19 protein-coding genes, 2 tRNA genes and 1 pseudogene are annotated in these 16,464 nt (G+C 68.0%); 9 read left to right on the forward strand and 13 right to left on the reverse strand.

All coding sequences use genetic code 11. The features are described from left to right. Positions 1–12 precede the first annotated feature (12 nt). Both BLT78_RS10530 and BLT78_RS10535 read left to right on the forward strand, forming a co-directional pair. A complete protein-coding gene (locus tag BLT78_RS10530) occupies positions 13–2,094 on the forward strand; it encodes a carboxy terminal-processing peptidase (protein ID WP_090348938.1) in 2,082 nt (693 codons plus the stop codon). Positions 2,095–2,199: 105 nt separating this feature from the next. Beyond that, a pseudogene (locus BLT78_RS10535) lies at positions 2,200–2,964 on the forward strand (EAL domain-containing protein); the annotation flags it as partial. A 6-nt stretch (positions 2,965–2,970) separates the two neighbouring features. Here the strand turns inward: BLT78_RS10535 and BLT78_RS10540 are convergent. The 6 genes from BLT78_RS10540 to BLT78_RS10565 all read right to left on the reverse strand — a co-directional run bounded on the left by BLT78_RS10540 (position 2,971) and on the right by BLT78_RS10565 (position 5,691). Then, positions 2,971–3,447, reverse strand: coding sequence for an SEL1-like repeat protein (locus tag BLT78_RS10540; RefSeq protein WP_090348940.1), 477 nt, complete (start codon positions 3,445–3,447; stop codon positions 2,971–2,973). Then, positions 3,444–3,812, reverse strand: a complete 369-nt coding sequence (locus BLT78_RS10545) for a hypothetical protein (protein WP_090348941.1) — start codon at positions 3,810–3,812, stop codon at positions 3,444–3,446. Before BLT78_RS10545 ends, BLT78_RS10540 begins: the two co-directional genes overlap by 4 nt. Beyond that, the gene (locus BLT78_RS10550; RefSeq protein WP_090348942.1) at positions 3,809–4,138 is read right to left on the reverse strand and encodes a helix-turn-helix transcriptional regulator; all 330 of its coding nucleotides are present in this window, start codon (positions 4,136–4,138) and stop codon (positions 3,809–3,811) included. The genes BLT78_RS10545 and BLT78_RS10550 overlap by 4 nt, the downstream gene beginning before the upstream one ends. Before the next feature lie 492 nt (positions 4,139–4,630). Continuing rightward, positions 4,631–5,338, reverse strand: coding sequence for an FKBP-type peptidyl-prolyl cis-trans isomerase (locus BLT78_RS10555; protein ID WP_090348943.1), 708 nt, complete (start codon positions 5,336–5,338; stop codon positions 4,631–4,633). Between the two features lie 185 nt (positions 5,339–5,523). Continuing rightward, positions 5,524–5,600 (reverse strand) — tRNA-Asp (locus BLT78_RS10560). Between the two features lie 15 nt (positions 5,601–5,615). After that, positions 5,616–5,691: transfer RNA gene (locus BLT78_RS10565), tRNA-Val, on the reverse strand. A 189-nt stretch (positions 5,692–5,880) separates the two neighbouring features. Here BLT78_RS10565 and rdgC point away from each other — a divergent pair. Together rdgC and sugE are read left to right on the forward strand one after the other, a co-directional pair. Then, positions 5,881–6,801, forward strand: coding sequence for a recombination-associated protein RdgC (gene rdgC / locus BLT78_RS10570; protein ID WP_090352251.1), 921 nt, complete (start codon positions 5,881–5,883; stop codon positions 6,799–6,801). Positions 6,802–6,939: 138 nt separating this feature from the next. Further along, a complete protein-coding gene (gene sugE, locus BLT78_RS10575) occupies positions 6,940–7,254 on the forward strand; it encodes a quaternary ammonium compound efflux SMR transporter SugE (protein ID WP_090348944.1) in 315 nt (104 codons plus the stop codon). A 53-nt stretch (positions 7,255–7,307) separates the two neighbouring features. Here the strand turns inward: sugE and rluB are convergent, their stop codons facing one another. The 5 genes from rluB to BLT78_RS10600 all read right to left on the reverse strand — a co-directional run bounded on the left by rluB (position 7,308) and on the right by BLT78_RS10600 (position 11,717). Next, complete coding sequence (rluB, locus tag BLT78_RS10580; RefSeq protein ID WP_090348945.1) at positions 7,308–8,423, reverse strand: 23S rRNA pseudouridine(2605) synthase RluB; 1,116 nt, start codon at positions 8,421–8,423, stop codon at positions 7,308–7,310. 114 nt (positions 8,424–8,537) lie between these two features. Continuing rightward, positions 8,538–9,338 (reverse strand): SMC-Scp complex subunit ScpB, encoded by an 801-nt coding sequence (gene scpB, locus BLT78_RS10585; RefSeq protein WP_090348946.1) that lies wholly within the window; start codon positions 9,336–9,338, stop codon positions 8,538–8,540. Beyond that, on the reverse strand, positions 9,335–10,072 hold the full coding sequence (locus tag BLT78_RS10590) for a segregation and condensation protein A (protein ID WP_172830827.1): 738 nt from the start codon (positions 10,070–10,072) through the stop codon (positions 9,335–9,337). Before BLT78_RS10590 ends, scpB begins: the two co-directional genes overlap by 4 nt. Positions 10,073–10,217: 145 nt before the next feature. Further along, complete coding sequence (locus BLT78_RS10595; protein WP_090348947.1) at positions 10,218–10,847, reverse strand: L-threonylcarbamoyladenylate synthase; 630 nt, start codon at positions 10,845–10,847, stop codon at positions 10,218–10,220. A 9-nt stretch (positions 10,848–10,856) separates the two neighbouring features. Further along, entirely contained in the window at positions 10,857–11,717 is an 861-nt protein-coding gene (locus tag BLT78_RS10600; RefSeq protein WP_090348948.1) for a PHP domain-containing protein, read from the reverse strand. Between the two features lie 67 nt (positions 11,718–11,784). Between BLT78_RS10600 and BLT78_RS10605 the strand changes: the two genes are divergently transcribed. From BLT78_RS10605 to BLT78_RS10625, 5 genes are all read left to right on the forward strand, one after another. Continuing rightward, positions 11,785–12,381, forward strand: a complete 597-nt coding sequence (locus BLT78_RS10605) for a septation protein A (protein ID WP_090348949.1) — start codon at positions 11,785–11,787, stop codon at positions 12,379–12,381. 1 nt (position 12,382) lies between these two features. Beyond that, entirely contained in the window at positions 12,383–12,682 is a 300-nt protein-coding gene (locus tag BLT78_RS10610) for a YciI family protein (RefSeq protein WP_090348950.1), read from the forward strand. Between the two features lie 19 nt (positions 12,683–12,701). Then, complete coding sequence (locus tag BLT78_RS10615) at positions 12,702–13,397, forward strand: response regulator transcription factor (protein ID WP_090348951.1); 696 nt, start codon at positions 12,702–12,704, stop codon at positions 13,395–13,397. Between the two features lie 103 nt (positions 13,398–13,500). Next, positions 13,501–13,929: an LTXXQ domain protein gene (locus BLT78_RS10620; protein ID WP_090348952.1), complete on the forward strand. Its 429-nt coding sequence runs from the start codon at positions 13,501–13,503 to the stop codon at positions 13,927–13,929. 64 nt (positions 13,930–13,993) lie between these two features. Continuing rightward, entirely contained in the window at positions 13,994–15,322 is a 1,329-nt protein-coding gene (locus BLT78_RS10625) for a HAMP domain-containing sensor histidine kinase (protein WP_090348953.1), read from the forward strand. Here the strand turns inward: BLT78_RS10625 and BLT78_RS10630 are convergent. Both BLT78_RS10630 and BLT78_RS10635 read right to left on the reverse strand, forming a co-directional pair. Next, positions 15,299–15,877, reverse strand: a complete 579-nt coding sequence (locus tag BLT78_RS10630; RefSeq protein ID WP_090348954.1) for a nitroreductase family protein — start codon at positions 15,875–15,877, stop codon at positions 15,299–15,301. The two genes, BLT78_RS10625 and BLT78_RS10630, sit on opposite strands and share 24 nt — an antisense overlap. A 48-nt stretch (positions 15,878–15,925) precedes the next feature. After that, entirely contained in the window at positions 15,926–16,297 is a 372-nt protein-coding gene (locus BLT78_RS10635) for a YkgJ family cysteine cluster protein (protein WP_090348955.1), read from the reverse strand. Between the last annotated feature and the right edge of the window lie 167 nt (positions 16,298–16,464).

Here is a 16,464-nt window from a genome sequence, read left to right on the forward strand (position 1 = left end):
CGCATACAAGCCATGAAACGCATCCTGCCCTGCACCGCCCTCGCCCTTGCCCTGGCTGTCAGCGCCCTGCCGCTGTCGGCCCTGGCCGTGTCCAGCAACCCCTGGGACGAGCTGCAGCCCGACCGCGAGCAGACCATCGCCAGTCTCAACGTGGTCGAACTGCTCAAGCGGCACCACTACAACAAGCCGCCACTGGACGATGCGCGTTCGTCGCAGATCTTCGACGACTACCTGAAAAGCCTCGACCCGGCGCGCAGCTTCTTCACCGCCGGCGACATCCGCGACTTCGAAGCCTGGCGCAATCGCCTGGACGACTACCTGAAGAGCGGCGAGCTGCAGCCGGGCTTCGTCATCTACAAGCGTTACCTGGAGCGCGCCCAGGAGCGCTACACCTACGCCCTCGGCCTGCTGGAGCAGGGCGTCGACAAGTTCGACTTCAGCGTCGACGAGAGCCTGCAGACCGACCGCGAGAAGGCCCCGTGGGAGGCCGACAGCAAGGCGCTCGACGAACTGTGGCGCAAGCGGGTGAAGGACGAGGTGCTGCGCCTGAAGATCGCCGGCAAGGAGCCCAAGGCCATCCAGGACCTGCTCACCAAGCGCTACGGCAACCAGCTCAAGCGCCTGGCTCAGACTCGCAGCGAGGACATCTTCCAAGCCTACATCAACGCCTTCGCGCAGACCTACGACCCGCACACCAACTACCTGTCGCCGGAAAACGCGGAAAACTTCGACATCAACATGAGTCTGTCGCTGGAAGGCATCGGCGCGGTGCTGCAGAGCGACAACGAGCACGTCAAGATCGTCCGCCTGGTCCCCGCCGGCCCGGCGGAGAAGAGCAAGCTGCTGCAACCGGCCGACCGCATCATCGGCGTCGCCCAGGGCGACAAGGAAATGGTCGACGTGATCGGCTGGCGCCTGGACGAGGTGGTCAAGCTGATCCGCGGACCGAAGGGCTCGGTGGTGCGCCTGGAGGTCATCCCAGCCAGCAACGGCCCCAACGACCAGACCAGCAAGGTGGTGTCGATCACCCGCGAGGCGGTCAAGCTCGAGGAGCAGGCCGCGCAGAAATCGGTGCTCAAGCTCAAGCACGAGGGCCGCGACTACAAGCTCGGGGTGATCGAGATCCCCGCCTTCTACCTCGACTTCAAGGCCTACCGCAGCGGCGATCCGGATTACAAGAGTACCACCCGCGACGTGCGCCGCCTGCTCAACGAACTGAAGCAGGAGCAGGTCGACGGCATCGTCATCGACCTGCGCGACAACGGCGGTGGCTCGCTGCAGGAAGCCACCGAGCTGACCGGCCTGTTCATCGACAAGGGCCCCACCGTGCTGGTGCGCAACAGCGACGGCCGCGTCGACGTGCTGGCCGACGAGGACAGCGGCACCTACTACAACGGCCCGCTGGCCGTGCTGGTCAACCGCCTGTCGGCCTCCGCCTCGGAGATCTTCGCCGGTGCCATGCAGGACTACCACCGCGCCCTGATTCTCGGCGGGCAGACCTTCGGCAAGGGCACCGTGCAGACCATCCAGCCGCTCAACCATGGCGAACTGAAGCTGACCCTGGCCAAGTTCTACCGGGTTTCCGGACAGAGCACCCAGCACCAGGGCGTGCTGCCGGACATCCCCTACCCGGCGATGGTGGACGTGAAGCAAATCGGCGAAAGCTCGCTGCCTGCGGCCATGCCCTGGGACCGCATAGCCCCTGCGATCCAGCCCGAAGGCGATCCGTTCCGCCCGTTCCTCAGCGAGCTGCAGGCCCGTCACGAAGCGCGCACCGCGCGCGATCCGGACTTCGTGTTCACCCGCCAGCGCCTGGCCCTCGGCCAGCAGCTGATGCAGGACACCGTGGTCAGCCTCAACGAGAAGAAACGCCGCGCTCAGCACAGCAGCATCGAGAGCCGCCAGTTGTCCCTGGAGAACGCTCGGCGCAGCGCCAAGGGCGAGGCCCTGCTCAAGGAACTCAAGGACGAAGAGGAAGAACTGGCCGCCCGCGAAGATGAAAAGCTGCCGCCGGAGAAGGACGCCTACCTCGCCGAGTCGGGACGCATCCTGCTGGACTACCTCAATCTCAATTCGGCGATCGCCCGCCACTAATTGGCATCGAAGCCGGCCGTCGTCATCAGGCAGTCACAATTTAGTCGTGAAATCTGCACGCCCCGACAGAAGTCGGGGCGTTCTTCATAGACTGCCGAGCACTGCATGACCACCATCGAACAGTTGAGCGAACTGCAACGGATCCTTGCCGACAACCAGCTCAACACCCTGTTCCAGCCGATCTTCTCGCTCACCGCTCGGCGCATCCAGGGCTACGAGGCACTCAGTCGCGGCCCGTCCAACAGCCCGCTGCACTCCCCTCTGGCGCTGTTCTCCGTAGCCCGCCGCGCCGGCCGGCTCAACGAGCTGGAAATGGCCTGCCGCACCCGCGCCTGCGCGCGCTTCAGCCAGTATGCACGGCACAGCATGCTCTACCTCAACGTCTCCCCGGAGTCGCTGGTCGAGCCTGGCCACCAGTCCGGACTCACCCTGCGCCTGCTCAGGTCGTTCGGTCTGGAGCCCTCGCAGGTGGTGATCGAGCTGACCGAACAGACGCCCATCGAGGACTTCGACCTGCTCGACCGGGCCCTGCACCACTATCGCGCCATGGGCTTCTCGATCGCCCTCGACGACCTGGGGGCCGGCTATTCCAGCCTGCGCCTGTGGTCGGAGCTGCGCCCGGACATCGTCAAGATCGACCGCCACTTCATCGACGGCATCCACCTCGACCCGCTCAAGCGCGAGTTCGTCGGCTCCATCCTGCAGGTCGCCAGGACGGCGCGGGCGCGGGTGATCGCCGAGGGCGTCGAGCAGCCCGGCGAACTGCAGCAGCTGGCGCGGATGGGCGTGGATCTGGTGCAGGGCTACCTGCTCGGCCGCCCCCAGGAGCGGCCGGCCGAGCACATCCTGCCGGGCTGGCAGGCCAGCGCCTGAGTCCTACAACCCCAGCGCTCGGGCCCGCGCCTGCAGCCGCTCGGCGGCTGCGGGATCGGCCGGCACGCCGGGGGCGCCTTCGCGCAGCAGCTCGGCCAGCCGCAACGCCGCCAGCGGGTGCCCGGCGTCGGCCGCCTGTTGCCACCAGCGCAGCGCCTCGGCCGCGTCAGGCGCCCGCTGCGGGCCACCCTTGAAGGCCTGCACGCCGAGCTGGAAGGCCGCCTTGGCCTGCCCCTGCGCCGCCGCCAGACGCAGCAGGCGCAGCCCCTCCTCGCGCGCGCCCAGCCCCTGGCCACGGAACAGCAGCAGATGGCCGTAGAAGTCCTGAGCCCGCGCATCGCCCAGGCCAGCCATGCGCGCGAACTGACCCTCCATCCAGCGCCAGGCGCGTGGCTGCCTGACCAGGGCATCGCTGCGCAGCAGCAGACGCGCCGCCATGTAGCCTGCACGCGCCCGCAGGCGCCAGTAGAGCATCTTCATGCGTCGGACCTGATGAACTCGAAGGCGAACACGCGCGCCACCTCGGCCGCGTGCCAGGCCGCCGCCGCAGCGCCATCCGGCGCACCGCTGAAACAGCCGAGGCGGCTGGCATGCTCGAAGAAGCCTGGGCGCGGCAGGCGGCTGGCCCCCTGGCTGATGACCAGGGCGCTGCGCAGCGGCTGTCCGGCGCGCGCGTCGAGCATCGCCAGATGCTCGAGGGCGGCGGTCAGGGTGGCCATGGCCGGCGCCGGCAACTGCAACCGCTCGATCAGCGAGCGGTAGGTCAGCAGGTGGCGCTGACGCTGCGCCTCGGCCAGGGCATCCAGCAGGCCCTGCCAGTGCAGGCGGCTGATGCGCAGGGTCAACCCGGTTGCCCCGCGACCGCTGCGGCGAACACGCGGGCCAACGCGTGCTGGATGGCCTGATCGGGCTGGCGTTCGCCACTCTCGATCATGGCCAGATAGTGGGGGCTGATGCCGACGGAGCGCGCCAGTTGCTCCTGACTCAGGTTGCGGGCCTCACGCAGCTCGCGCAACCGCTCCAGCACGAAGGGTTGCGACTGCGGTTGCGTCTCGACCTGCCTGGAAGCCAACGGCTCGCGTCCCGCCGCCCGCAGCAGCTCCTGAAACTCCGCCCAGGGCAGCACGGCGTATTCCGCCTGGCCGTCACGCTCGATTACCTGTACGTTCATGCTTTCATCACTCATGGCGAATACTGTTTTAATTCTAACAGCCCCAAGCAAACCGGCTGCCGCCACCGACAGTGACCCGCATCACAGGCCATCCGGCGCGACCGCCTGTCGCAGCAGGCCTCCCGAAACGGGCGAAAACCCCGGCGAGGCCCATGGTTACTGGGCTTGGTGGCGTTACCCACAAAAGCTGTGGATAACCTTGTGAACAATAACTGGAAGACTCCCCTCAACCCCCATGAACCGAGGCTTCCAGACAGATCGGGTATTTTTTGTTCAACGTAAAAATACCTTAAAAATCAGTCTCTTAAAAATTCTGTCAGGCACGCGCAGAGCCTCTTGACAGCAGGCCGACTGCCCTCTAGCGACAGCTCGCCCGCCCCATGACGCGCGACTTTCGACCCTGGTTTCGGCTCCCTTCGTCAAGGGTGTTATCCACAGAAACACAAACGCCCCGACAAGCGGGGCGTCTGCGATCACGAACCAGTGGCTGGGTTACTGGGCCTTTTCCTGGATGCCCAGCAGCTCCAGCTCGAACACCAGCACCGAGTTGGCCGGAATCATCGGGCTCGGGCTCTGCGCGCCGTAGGCCAGCTCGCTGGGAATGTACAGCTTGTACTTCTCACCGACGTGCATGAGCTGCAGACCCTCGACCCAGCCCGGGATCACGCCGCCGACCGGCAGGTCGATCGGCGCGCCGCGCTGGATGGAGCTATCGAATACGGTACCGTCGATCAGCTTGCCCTCGTAGTGGACGCTGACCACGTCGTCGGCCTTGGGCTGGGCACCATCGGCCTTCTTCAGCACTTCGTACTGCAGGCCGGAGGCGGTGGTGGTCACGCCTTCGCGCTTGCCGTTGTCCTCGAGGAACTTCTTGCCGGCCTTGGCGTTTTCGTCGGCAAGGGCGGTCATGCGCTCTTCCGCGCGCTTCTGCAGGAAACCGAAGGCCTCCATGAGCTGGTCGTCGGTCAGACGCTGCTCCTTCTTCGCCAGGGCGTCCTCGATACCCAGGGCCACGGCCTTGGAATCGAGGTCGTCCATGCCTTCCTGAGCCAGGCTGCGCCCCATGTTCAGACCGATGCCATAGGAAGCCTTCTGCGCGGGGGTCTTGAGCTCCAGCTCCTTCTCCGCGGCCTGCTTGTCGCAGCCAGCGAGAACCAGACCGACCAGAGCCACCGCAGCGGCCAACCGATGATGTTTCATGCTTGTTCCTTAGTGATGGGTGCCACAGCGGCATACTCGGAGAACCGCGAGCTTAGCAGGCTGCCGATGCCACTGCCACGATTAGGAATATTGGAAAGCAGAAACGACGAAAAGTTCAAAGCGCACAATTCGCCTTGAACTTGATATGAAATAAAGTCTTGATTTGTCACTTTGGGGAGGGAAAGTGGCGCAGCGGACGGGACTCGAACCCGCGACCCCCGGCGTGACAGGCCGGTATTCTAACCGACTGAACTACCGCTGCGCGTAACCTCGAGAGTGGTGGGTGATGACGGGATCGAACCGCCGACCCTCTGCTTGTAAGGCAGATGCTCTCCCAGCTGAGCTAATCACCCATTCAGTTGCATTCGCATGTTTGCGTTTGCTCTCGAAGTGATGCGCATTCTAGGGATGCCCCTCCCCCTTGGCAAGTCTTTTTTCAAAAAAAATTTCGAGGCAAACCAAACACTTGGCGCAATCGTCTGTGGCCGGCGAAGGCGCCAGCAGGAATAATGCCCTCTTTGCCCGAGGAGAACTTCGTCGCCATGTGGTTCCGCAACCTGCTCGTTTATCGCCTGACCCAGGACCTGCAACTGGACGCCGAGAAGCTCGAGGCCGCGCTGGCCGGCAAGCCGGCACGCCCCTGCGCCAGCCAGGAGCTGTTCACCTACGGCTTCGTCGCCCCGTTGGGCAAGGGTGGCGATGCGCCGCTGGTGCATGCCAGCCAGGACTTCTTCCTGGTCGCCGCACGCAAGGAGGAGCGCATCCTCCCCGGCAGCGTGGTGCGCGACGCGCTGCAGGAGAAGATCGACGAGATCGAGACCCAGCAGATGCGCAAGGTCTACAAGAAGGAGCGCGACCAGCTCAAGGACGAGATCGTGCAGGCCTTCCTGCCGCGCGCCTTCATCCGCCGCTCGACGACCCGCGCGGCCATCGCCCCGCAGCAGGGGCTGATCCTGGTCGACGCGGCCAGCCCGAAGAAGGCCGAGGACTTGCTGTCCACCCTGCGCGAAGTCCTCGGCTCGCTACCGGTGCGTCCGCTGTCGGTGAAGATCGCCCCCACTGCCACCTTCACCGCCTGGATGAAGGACCAGCACGCCAGCAACGGCCTGGTGCTGCTCGACGAGTGCGAGTTGCGCGACACCCACGAGGATGGCGGCATCGTGCGCTGCAAGCGCCAGGACCTGGGCAGCGACGAGGTGCAGAACCACCTGGCCGCCGGCAAGCTGGTGACCAAACTGAGCCTGGCCTGGTCGGACAAGCTGTCGCTGCTGATCGACGACAAGCTCGCCCTCAAGCGCCTGCGCTTCGAGGACCTGCTGCAGGAACAGGCCGAACAGGACGGCGGCGACGATGCCCTGGCCCAGCAGGACGCCAGCTTCACCCTGATGATGCTGACCTTCGCCGAGTTCCTGCCGCAGCTGATCGAGGCCCTCGGCGGCGAGGAGATTCCCCAGGGCATCTGACGCCTGTCGGGATAGCCGGCGGCGACCTTGCACCATGGCGGTGCACAGGCATAATGTCGGGCCTGTGAGGACGACCTCACCACTCGTCGAGTGAGCCCCCGGGGACGGCCCCTCCATCTGCATCCGGAGGAAGGTCCCTTGTCCTGGCTCATCCTGCTGCTCGCCGGCCTGTTCGAGGTCGGCTGGGCCATCGGCCTGAAATACAGCGACGGCTTCAGCCGTCCGCTGCCCACCGTCCTGACCATCGCCGCCATGCTCACCAGCATCGCCCTGCTCGGCCTGGCGATGAAGTCGCTACCGCTGGGCACCGCCTATGCGGTGTGGACCGGCATCGGCGCGCTCGGCACGCTGATCGCCGGCGCCCTGCTGTTCGGCGAAGTGCTGACACCGCTGCGCCTGCTCAGCATCCTGCTGATCGCAAGCGGCCTGGCCGGTCTCAAGCTGGCCGGCTGAAACGCCAGGCACCAAAAAGGCGACCCTCGGGTCGCCTTTTCTTTGGCCGCCGCTTACTTGCCGCGCCGGAAACCGGGGCGCTGGCCCTCGCCCGCGGGCTGCGGACGACGCTTGGCCGGCTGCGGTGCCGCCGGCTTGCGCGAGGGACGCTCGCTCAGGTTCGGCGCGCTGCGCTCGTCGCGCGGCTTGGCCGGACGCTTGCCGCGCACGTCGGCCGGGCGCTCGGCGATCACCGAGCCCTGCTGCTCGCGGCCGCGGCCTTCGCCACGCCCCGGACGACCTTCGGCGCGTTCGCCACGCGGCGCGCGGCCACGCTCGGGCACCGGCTTGGCCGACTTGCGCTGCAGGCGGTCGAGCTTCTCGCGCAGCTTGCCCTTCATGCCCGGCAGGGCGACCGGCTTGAGGCCGACCTCGGCGGCGAGGATGTCCACCTCGCCCTGCTCCATCTCGCGCCAGCGACCCACCGACAGGTCAGCAGTGAGAAACACCGGCCCGAAGCGCACGCGCTTCAAGCGGCTGACCACCAGCCCCTGGGACTCCCACAGGCGGCGCACCTCGCGGTTGCGGCCTTCCATCACCACGCAGTGGAACCAGCGGTTGAAGCCGTCGCCCTGGGGCGCTTCCTTGATATCGGTGAAGCGCGCCGGACCGTCCTCGAGCATCACGCCGTTCTTCAGCGTCTCGATCATCTCCTCGGTGACCTCGCCACGCACGCGCACGGCGTACTCGCGGTCCATCTCGTAGGAGGGATGCATCAGGCGGTTGGCCAGCTCGCCGTCGGTGGTGAACAGCAGCAGGCCGGTGGTGTTGATGTCGAGACGGCCGATGTTGATCCAGCGGCCGCTCTTCGGGCGCGGCAGGCGGTCGAACACGGTCGGCCGGCCTTCCGGGTCGGAGCGGGTGCACACCTCGCCTTCGGGCTTGTTGTAGATCAGCACGCGGCGCACCACCTCGTCCTCCTCGCGGCGCAGCAGGCGGCCGTCGAGGGCGATGGCGTCGCTCGGGCCGACGCGCTGGCCGAGGGTGGCCTCCACGCCGTTGACCTTGACGCGTCCCTGGGTGATCCACTCCTCGACGTCGCGCCGAGAGCCGACGCCCATGCGCGCCAGCACCTTCTGCAGTTTTTCGCCGACGGGGCGGTGTTCTTCGTGAATATGGGCTTCGGTCATGCTGGGCACCTCCCGGTGGAACCGGACGCTATGAAGTGAATCGATGAATCAAGGGGCGCGCATCATACGCCCATCCCCGCCCGCGCGCACCGGGCAGACGGCCGCAGGGCCCGATCATTCAGGGCGCCCGGCGCTTTCGACGACATCCGCGGCGCTCGGCTCGTCCACCGCGTCGGCCAGCTCCAGCGCCAGCGGCAGGTCGTCGAAGTCGCTCTTCAGGCCCTGCTCCATGGCATCCAGCTCGGCCAGCAGGGTACGGAAGTTGGTCTCGCTGCGCGGCTCCGCGACATCCTCTTCGTCCTCGGCCAGGGCCAGGTCGGCGCGCGCCTGCAGATCGGCGGGGACCTCGGGGTCGAGATCCTCGACCGGCAGCTGCGGCTCCAGCTCGCGCAGCGCAGCCAGCGGCGGCAGCTCGTCGAGGCTCTGGAGGTCGAAGTGATCGAGAAAGGCACGGGTGGTGGCGAACATCGCCGGCCGCCCCGGCACCTCGCGGTAGCCGACCACACGGATCCAGTCGCGCTCCTGCAGGGTCCTGATGATGTTGCTGTTGACCGCCACGCCGCGCACCTCCTCGATCTCGCCGCGGGTGATCGGCTGGCGGTAGGCGATCAGCGCCAGGGTTTCCAGCAGGGCGCGCGAATAGCGCTGCGGGCGCTCCTCCCACAACCGGCTCACCCATGGCGAGAAGCGTTCGCGCACCTGCAGGCGGTAGCCCGAGGCCACCTCGCTCAGCTCGAAGCCACGCCCCAGGCAGGAGCCGCCCAGCACGCCCAGCGCCTCGCGCAACAGCTTCGGCGACGGCCGCTCGTGCTCATCGAACAGCTCGGCCAGGCGCTCCAGCGCCAGCGGCTTGCCAGCCGCCAGCAGGATGGCTTCGAGCACCGTCGCCAGCTGGCGCGGATCGGCAAGATTCATCGATCGACTTCCTCGACAAACGGACTATCTTCCTGCGCCTCGCCGCGCAGACGGACGTGGATGGGGGTGAACGGCTCGTTCTGCACCAGCTCGATCAGCGCCTCCTTGACCAGCTCGAGGATGGCCATGAAGGTCACCACCACACCCAGCTTGCCCTCCTCGGCGGCGAACAGCTCGATGAAGGGCACGAAGGCGCCGCCCTGCAGGCGCTCGAGCACGTCGCTCATGCGCTCGCGGGTGGACAGCAGCTCGCGGGTGACCTGATGGCTCTCGAACAGCTCGGCGCGGCGCATCACCTCGGCCATCGCCAGCAGCACCTCGTCGAGGCTCACCTCCGGCAGCAGGGTGCGCGCCCGCGCTTCCGGCGCCGGCAGCAATGCCACCTGCAGGTCGCGACCGACTCGCGGCAGCGCGTCCAGCTCCTCGGCGGCCTGCTTGAAGCGCTCGTATTCCTGCAGGCGACGGATCAGCTCGGCACGCGGATCGTCCTCCTCGGCCTCGGCCTCGCTGGAGCGCGGCAGCAGCATGCGCGACTTGATCTCGGCGAGCATCGCCGCCATCACCAGGTACTCGGCGGCCAGCTCCAGGCGCACCGCCTTCATCAGCTCGACGTAGCCCATGTACTGGCGGGTGATCTCCGCCACCGGGATGTCGAGGATGTCGATGTTCTGCTTGCGGATCAGGTACAGCAGCAGGTCGAGCGGCCCCTCGAAGGCCTCGAGGAACACCTCCAGGGCATCCGGCGGAATGTACAGATCCTGCGGCAGCTCGGTGAAGGCTTCGCCATAGACCAGCGCCAGCGGCAGCTGCTCCGGGATGCCCGCCGAGTCCGCGACGCCCTGCTCGTGCTGCACGTCGCTCACCGCGTACCGTCCGCCATCAGGCCGGCTCCATGAAGGGCTCGGGGTCGCCGCAGCCGACGCGCAGCACCTCCGGCTCGCCACCGACCAGGCTGATCACCGTGGAGGCCTCGAGACTGCCGTAGCCGCCGTCGATGATCAGGTCGACCAGCTTCTCCAGACGATCGCGGATCTCGTAGGGATCGCTCATCGGATGCTCGTCGCCGGGCAGGATCAGGCTGACGCTCATCAGCGGCTCGCCCAGCTCGGCCAGCAGCGCCTGGGCGATCGGGTTGTCCGGTACGCGCAGGCCGATGGTGCGGCGCTTGGGATGCAGCAGCATGCGCGGCACCTCGCGGGTAGCGTCAAGGATGAAGGTGTACGGCCCGGGGGTGTGCGCCTTGAGCAGGCGGAAGGCGCTGGTGTCGACCTTGGCGTACTCGCCGAGCTGCGACAGGTCGCGACACACCAGGGTGAAGTTGTGCTTGTCGTCCAGACGGCGCAACAGGCGGATGCGATCGACCGCCGCCTTGTTGCCGAGCTGGCAACCCAGCGCGTAGGAGGAGTCGGTCGGATAGACCGCCACCCCACCCTGGCGAATGATGTCCACGGCCTGCTTGACCAGCCGCAGCTGCGGGTTTTCCGCATGAATCTGAAAGAATTGGCCCATGGCTGTTCCTTAAGCGGTCGGGTGTTCCATCCTGGTCAGCCGGCGCCAGAGCACCGGCAGGTCGGCGGGCGGCGCCCGGTAGCTGCCCAGTTCGGACCACTGCCGCGGTCCGTGAAAGTCGCTGCCGGCGCTGGCCAGCAGGCCGAACTCGCGCACGGTGTTGGCCAGCATGCCGACCTGGCTGTCGACCTGCGCGCCGTTGGAAACCTCCAGCGCGTGACCGCCACCCTCGACGAAGGCCGCCACCAGCTTGCGCCGCTTGGTTCGAGTAAAGTCGTAATGGCACGGATGAGCCAGGCTGATCCACGCTCCGGCGGCACGCAGCGTCTCCAGAACGCTCTCCATCTCCGGCCAGTGCTGCTTGACATCACCCAGCTTGCCGGCGCCCAGCCAGCGCTGGAAGGCCTGCGAATGATCCTTGACGTAGCCGGCGCGGGTCATGAACTCGGCGAAGTGCGGACGCGACGGAGCATTGCCGCTCTCGCCGCGCTCCTGCTGGACCTCGCGGGCGCCCTCGAAGCAGCCGGGCATGCCCTTGGCGGCCAGGCGCCGGCCGATCTCCTCGGCGCGCGCCCAGCGCCCCTGATGCAGCTCGTCGATCGCACGCTGCAGGGCCGGCGCATCGCTGGCGAAGCCGTAGCCCAGCACATGGATGGTGGCGCCCGCCCAGGTGCAGGACAGCTCGATCCCGCTGATCAGCTCGATGCCCACGCGCTCGGCGGCGACCCGGGCCTCGGCCAGACCGTCGAGGGTGTCGTGATCGGTGATGGCGAGCACGCCCACGCCCCGTTCGTGCGCCCGCTCCACCACTCCGGTGGGCGTCAGCAGGCCGTCGGAGGCGGTGGTGTGACAGTGCAGATCAACGTACATGGGCGATGCTTTTCCCTCATTGGTGGTCTGTTATTATGCGCGCTCCCCCGGCCTGCTGGCGCGCGCAGTGAAACAATTCATCGATTTCATCCCGCTGATCCTGTTCTTCATCGTCTACAAGATGGCGCCGCGCACCTTCGAGCTTACCGGCTACAGCCTGACCCTCGGCGGCGTGTTCAGCGCCACCGCCGTGCTGATCGGCGCCTCGCTGCTGATCTACGGCCTGCTCTTCGCCACCCGGCGACGCCTCGAGAAAGGCCAGTGGATCACCCTGCTCGCCTGCCTGCTGTTCGGCGGCATGACCCTCGCCTTCCACAGCGAGACCTTCCTGAAATGGAAAGCGCCGGTGGTCAACTGGCTGTTCGCCGCGGGCTTCGCCGCCAGCCACTTCATCGGCGACCGACCGCTGATCCAGCGCATCATGGGCCATGCGGTGCAGCTGCCGGCGCCCCTGTGGGGCCGCCTCAACCTGGCCTGGGTGCTGTTCTTCGTATTCTGCGGCCTGGCCAACCTCTACGTGGCCTTCACCTTCCACGAGTTCTGGGTCGACTTCAAAGTATTCGGCAGCCTCGGCCTGACCCTGCTGTTCATGCTCGGCCAGGGCGTGTTCCTCGCCCGCCACATACAAGACGCCACCGCCGACCAACCCGCCTGCAAGGACTGACATGCTCTACGCCATCATCGCCAGCGACGCCCCCAACACCCTCGACGCCCGCCTGGCCAACCGCCCGGCCCACCTCGAACGCCTCAACGCCCTCAAGGACGCCGGCCGCCTGGTCCTCGCCGGTCCGCACCCGGCCATCGACAGCAACGACCCGGGGCCGGCCGGCTTCACCGGCAGCCTGATCGTCGCCGAGTTCGACTCGCTGGAAGCGGCGCGCGCCTGGGCCGACGCCGATCCGTTCTGCGCCGCCGGGGTGTATGCCGAGGTGGTGGTCAAGCCGTTCCGCCAGACCCTGCCCTGACCAGCCCCGCGAGCCAGTGATGAGCGACCTGCTGCTGATCGACGACGACCGCGAGCTCACCGACCTGCTGGCCACCTGGCTCGGCCATGAGGGCTTTCGCGTGCGCGCCTGCCACGACGGCGGCAGCGCCCGCGCTGCCCTGGCCGAACAGACGCCGGACGCCGTGGTGCTCGACGTGATGCTCCCCGACGGCAGCGGCCTGGAACTGCTCAAGCGCCTGCGCAGCGAGCATCCCGAGTTGCCGGTGCTGATGCTCTCGGCGCGCGGCGAGCCGCTCGACCGCATCCTCGGCCTCGAGCTCGGCGCCGACGACTACCTGGCCAAGCCATGCGATCCGCGCGAGCTGACCGCCCGCCTGCGCGCCGTGCTGCGCCGCGTGCAGCCGGGCGGCAGCGGCAGCCAGGCCGGCGCCAACACCCGCCTGGAGCTGGGCGATCTCGGCTACAGCCCGAGCCGTGGCGTGGCCATGCTCGGCGAGCAGGAGATCGCCCTGACCGTCTCCGAGAGCCACATCCTCGAAGCCCTGCTCAAGCAACCCGGCGAACCGCTGGACAAGCAGGCCCTCGCCCAGCTCGCCCTCGGCCGCAAGCTGACCCTCTACGACCGCAGCCTGGACATGCACGTCAGCAACCTGCGCAAGAAGCTCGGCCCGCACGCCGACGGCCGTCCGCGCATCCTCGCCAGCCGCGGGCGCGGCTACTATTACGCCCCCTGAGGCGCTTTACCCGACCTTTACCTTCCCCTGACTGCGGTTGACCTTGCGCGCCATAGACTGAACTCATCCGGCGACCCAGCCGCTATAGAGAAGGAAACACGTCATGCGCAAGACCCTCACCGCCCTGCTCCTCGCCGCTGCCCTGCCCGCCCTGGCCATCGCCGCCCCCGGCATGGGCGACGGTGCCGCCCATCACAAGCGCGGCGACGGCTACCACGGCCACATGATGCGCGACCTCGACCTCAGCCGCGAACAGCGCCAGAAGGTCGGCGCAGCCATGCGCGAGAACATGCAGACCCAGCGCGAGATCACCCAGCGCTACCTGGACAAGCTGCCGGCTGCCGACAAGGCCGCCATGGCCAAGGAGCAGGAGGCCAGCCGCGCCGAGCAGCAGAAGGCGATCCGCGATACCCTGAGCCCCGAGCAGCAGAAGAAGTTCGACGAGATGCAGGCCGAGATGGACAAACGCCGCGCCGAACGCGAAGAGTTCGAAACCTGGAAAGCCGAACGCGACAAGAAGGCGGCCCAGTAATCCCGACAGGGGCGCCCCGGCGGCGCCCCTTCCTCATTTACCAGCCCGCGAGCCACCGTCCAGCATGCGCACCCTGTTCTGGCGAATCTTCGCCACCTTCTGGCTGGCCATCGCCCTGGCGGCCGGCCTGTCGATGCTGCTGGGCCACGTCCTCAACCAGGACACCTGGATTCTCGCCCGCCACCCCGGGGTCCGCGACCTGGCCGCCAGCTGGACCGCACGCTACGAAACCCAGGGCCCAGCGGCAGCACAGGAGTTTCTCGAGCGCCACAAGCACAGGCGCCACGTCGACGTGCAGGTGCTCGACGAAACCGGCCAACTGGTGGTGCCCGGCACATTCCCCCCGCGCGCGGCCGCCTTCGAGGCCCGGCGCGGCGAGCGACGCCTGCCCTGGCGGCGGCTGACCGAGGACTACACCAGCGAACGCAGCGGCCAGACCTACCTGTTCATCTACCGAATCCCCCACGGCGAGCTGGCCGAATGGCATCGCGACAGCCTGCTCTGGCCGCTCAGCGCGCTGGCCATCGCCCTGCTGGTCCTGACCCTGTCCAGCATCCTGCTCACCCTGTCGATCACCCGCCCGCTCAACCGCCTGCGCAGCGCGGTGCACGACCTCGGCCAGACCGCCTACCAGCAGAACAGCCTGGCCCGCCTGGCCAGCCGCCGCGACGAGCTGGGCACCCTCGCGCGCGACTTCAACCGCATGGGCTCGCGCCTGCAGGACCTGATCAGCAGCCAGCGCCAGCTGCTGCGCGACGTCTCCCACGAACTGCGCTCGCCGCTGGCTCGCCTGCGCGTGGCGCTGGCGCTGGCCGAGCGCGCCGACGCCGCCGAGCGCACGCGCCTGTGGCCGCGCCTGGTGCAGGAGTGCGACCGCCTGGAGGCGTTGATCAGCGAGATCCTGGTGCTGGCGCGCGTGGATGCCGAGAGCAGCAAGCCGCAGCCGGTGGACCTGCCGGCCCTGCTCGGCAAGCTGCGCGAGGACGCGCGGCTGCTGGCGCCGCAGCAGGAGATCCGCCTTGAACTGGCGCCGGGACTGCAGCTGTCGGGCTGGCCGGAACTCGTCGAGCGCGCCCTCGACAACCTGCTGCGCAACGCCCTGCGCTTCAATCCGCCCGGCCAGCCGCTGCAAGTCAGCGCGCGCCGTGACGGCGAGCGCGTGCTGCTGGAAGTCCGCGATCACGGCCCCGGGGTGGCCGCCGAACATCTGGCGCAGCTGGGCGAGCCGTTCTTCCGCGCCCCCGGCCAGGCCAGCCCCGGGCACGGCCTCGGCCTGGCCATCGCCCGCCGCGCCGCCCAGCGTCATGGCGGCCAGCTGGTGCTGGCCAACCACCCGGACGGCGGCTTCGTCGCCCGCCTGGAACTGCCGTCAGTCGGCGACGGCGAGGTCTGACGACCAGCTGGCAACGAACTCGGTCAGCTCCAGCGGCTGCGGCTTGCGCAGCTCGCCCTGCGGCGTGCCCAGATAGAGGAAGCCGACGATGCGCTCGTGGGCGGCCAGCCCGAGGCCGGCCTGTACAGTGGCGTCGTGGGACAGCTCGCCGGTACGCCAGATCGCACCGATGCCCTGTGCATGCGCCGCCAGCAGGATGCCGTGCGCGGCGCAGCCGGCAGCCAGCAGCTGCTCGCCCTCGGGAACCTTGGGATGCGGCTTGAGGGTGGCGATCACCACCACCAGCAGCGGCGCACGCAGCGGCATGCCGCGCGCCTTGTCCAGCACCGCGGCCGGGGCCTGCGGATCGCGCGCCAGCTGGGCGCGCGCGAACAGCTCGCCGAGCTCCTCGCGGGCCGCGCCCTCCACCGTGAGGAAGCGCCATGGCCGCAGCTGGCCATGATCCGGCGCACGCAGCGCAGCACGGAACAGCAGCTCGCGCTGCTCCGGCGTCGGCGCCGGTTCGCCCAGACGGGCCACCGAGACACGGTTGATCAGAGCGTCGAGAGCTTCCATAGGTGCTTCATCCTGTCGGCTGGCAAAGCCGGCATTCTAGCAGGGCTCTCAGGCGGCGCGGTCGGGCGACAGATCGGGTTGCAGCGGCGGGGTCAACGGCGGCAGACCGCAGGCGACACGCGCTGCGTCACAGTCGGGGTTGCGCTCCCCCTCCAGCCACGAAGCGGTGAAACTGCGGCAGGTCGAGGAGCGCTGCGCGTAGGCGCTGCAGCGCACGCCGCGGCCGACCTCGCCGAGCAGGCAGATGCAGCGCACCGGCTTGCTGGTGGTGCCGCGCATGGCGACATGGTGGGTACTGATCCGTTCGACCAGCTCGTCGGGAACGACGCCACCGGCGGAGCGGCATTCGCCCCAGTAGAAAGACACACGAAAGTGCGCGCAGCAGGCGCCACACGTCAGGCAAATATTATTGTCGGACATAGGTGCGAGACTGAAGGAAAAACCGGCACTGCCGGCGGAAGCGGGCCGGATTCTAGCCAGTCGCCGAGCGCCCCGGAAGATTCTCCCGAGCGATTATTCGCCGCGTTTACAGCCCCCGCCCCCGCGATGCAGAATGCCGCCCTTCCAAGCCGCGAGCCCCCTCTGCC

Origin of the sequence: Pseudomonas oryzae (assembly GCF_900104805.1) — a bacterium.
Classification (GTDB): domain Bacteria; phylum Pseudomonadota; class Gammaproteobacteria; order Pseudomonadales; family Pseudomonadaceae; genus Geopseudomonas; species Geopseudomonas oryzae.

What these genes read in the sequence shown, in the direction of transcription:
- BLT78_RS10635 (WP_090348955.1), bottom strand. Translation starts at nt 16,297, where the DNA reads ATGTCCGACAATAATATTTGCCTGACGTGTGGCGCCTGCTGCGCGCAC.
- BLT78_RS10620 (WP_090348952.1), top strand. Translation starts at nt 13,501, where the DNA reads ATGCGCAAGACCCTCACCGCCCTGCTCCTCGCCGCTGCCCTGCCCGCC.
- BLT78_RS10540 (WP_090348940.1), bottom strand. Translation starts at nt 3,447, where the DNA reads ATGAAGATGCTCTACTGGCGCCTGCGGGCGCGTGCAGGCTACATGGCG.
- BLT78_RS10550 (WP_090348942.1), bottom strand. Translation starts at nt 4,138, where the DNA reads ATGAACGTACAGGTAATCGAGCGTGACGGCCAGGCGGAATACGCCGTG.
- BLT78_RS10600 (WP_090348948.1), bottom strand. Translation starts at nt 11,717, where the DNA reads ATGTACGTTGATCTGCACTGTCACACCACCGCCTCCGACGGCCTGCTG.
- BLT78_RS10630 (WP_090348954.1), bottom strand. Translation starts at nt 15,877, where the DNA reads ATGGAAGCTCTCGACGCTCTGATCAACCGTGTCTCGGTGGCCCGTCTG.
- scpB (WP_090348946.1), bottom strand. Translation starts at nt 9,338, where the DNA reads ATGAATCTTGCCGATCCGCGCCAGCTGGCGACGGTGCTCGAAGCCATC.
- BLT78_RS10595 (WP_090348947.1), bottom strand. Translation starts at nt 10,847, where the DNA reads ATGGGCCAATTCTTTCAGATTCATGCGGAAAACCCGCAGCTGCGGCTG.
- BLT78_RS10610 (WP_090348950.1), top strand. Translation starts at nt 12,383, where the DNA reads ATGCTCTACGCCATCATCGCCAGCGACGCCCCCAACACCCTCGACGCC.
- BLT78_RS10530 (WP_090348938.1), top strand. Translation starts at nt 13, where the DNA reads ATGAAACGCATCCTGCCCTGCACCGCCCTCGCCCTTGCCCTGGCTGTC.
- BLT78_RS10555 (WP_090348943.1), bottom strand. Translation starts at nt 5,338, where the DNA reads ATGAAACATCATCGGTTGGCCGCTGCGGTGGCTCTGGTCGGTCTGGTT.
- BLT78_RS10625 (WP_090348953.1), top strand. Translation starts at nt 13,994, where the DNA reads ATGCGCACCCTGTTCTGGCGAATCTTCGCCACCTTCTGGCTGGCCATC.
- rdgC (WP_090352251.1), top strand. Translation starts at nt 5,881, where the DNA reads ATGTGGTTCCGCAACCTGCTCGTTTATCGCCTGACCCAGGACCTGCAA.
- rluB (WP_090348945.1), bottom strand. Translation starts at nt 8,423, where the DNA reads ATGACCGAAGCCCATATTCACGAAGAACACCGCCCCGTCGGCGAAAAA.
- BLT78_RS10615 (WP_090348951.1), top strand. Translation starts at nt 12,702, where the DNA reads ATGAGCGACCTGCTGCTGATCGACGACGACCGCGAGCTCACCGACCTG.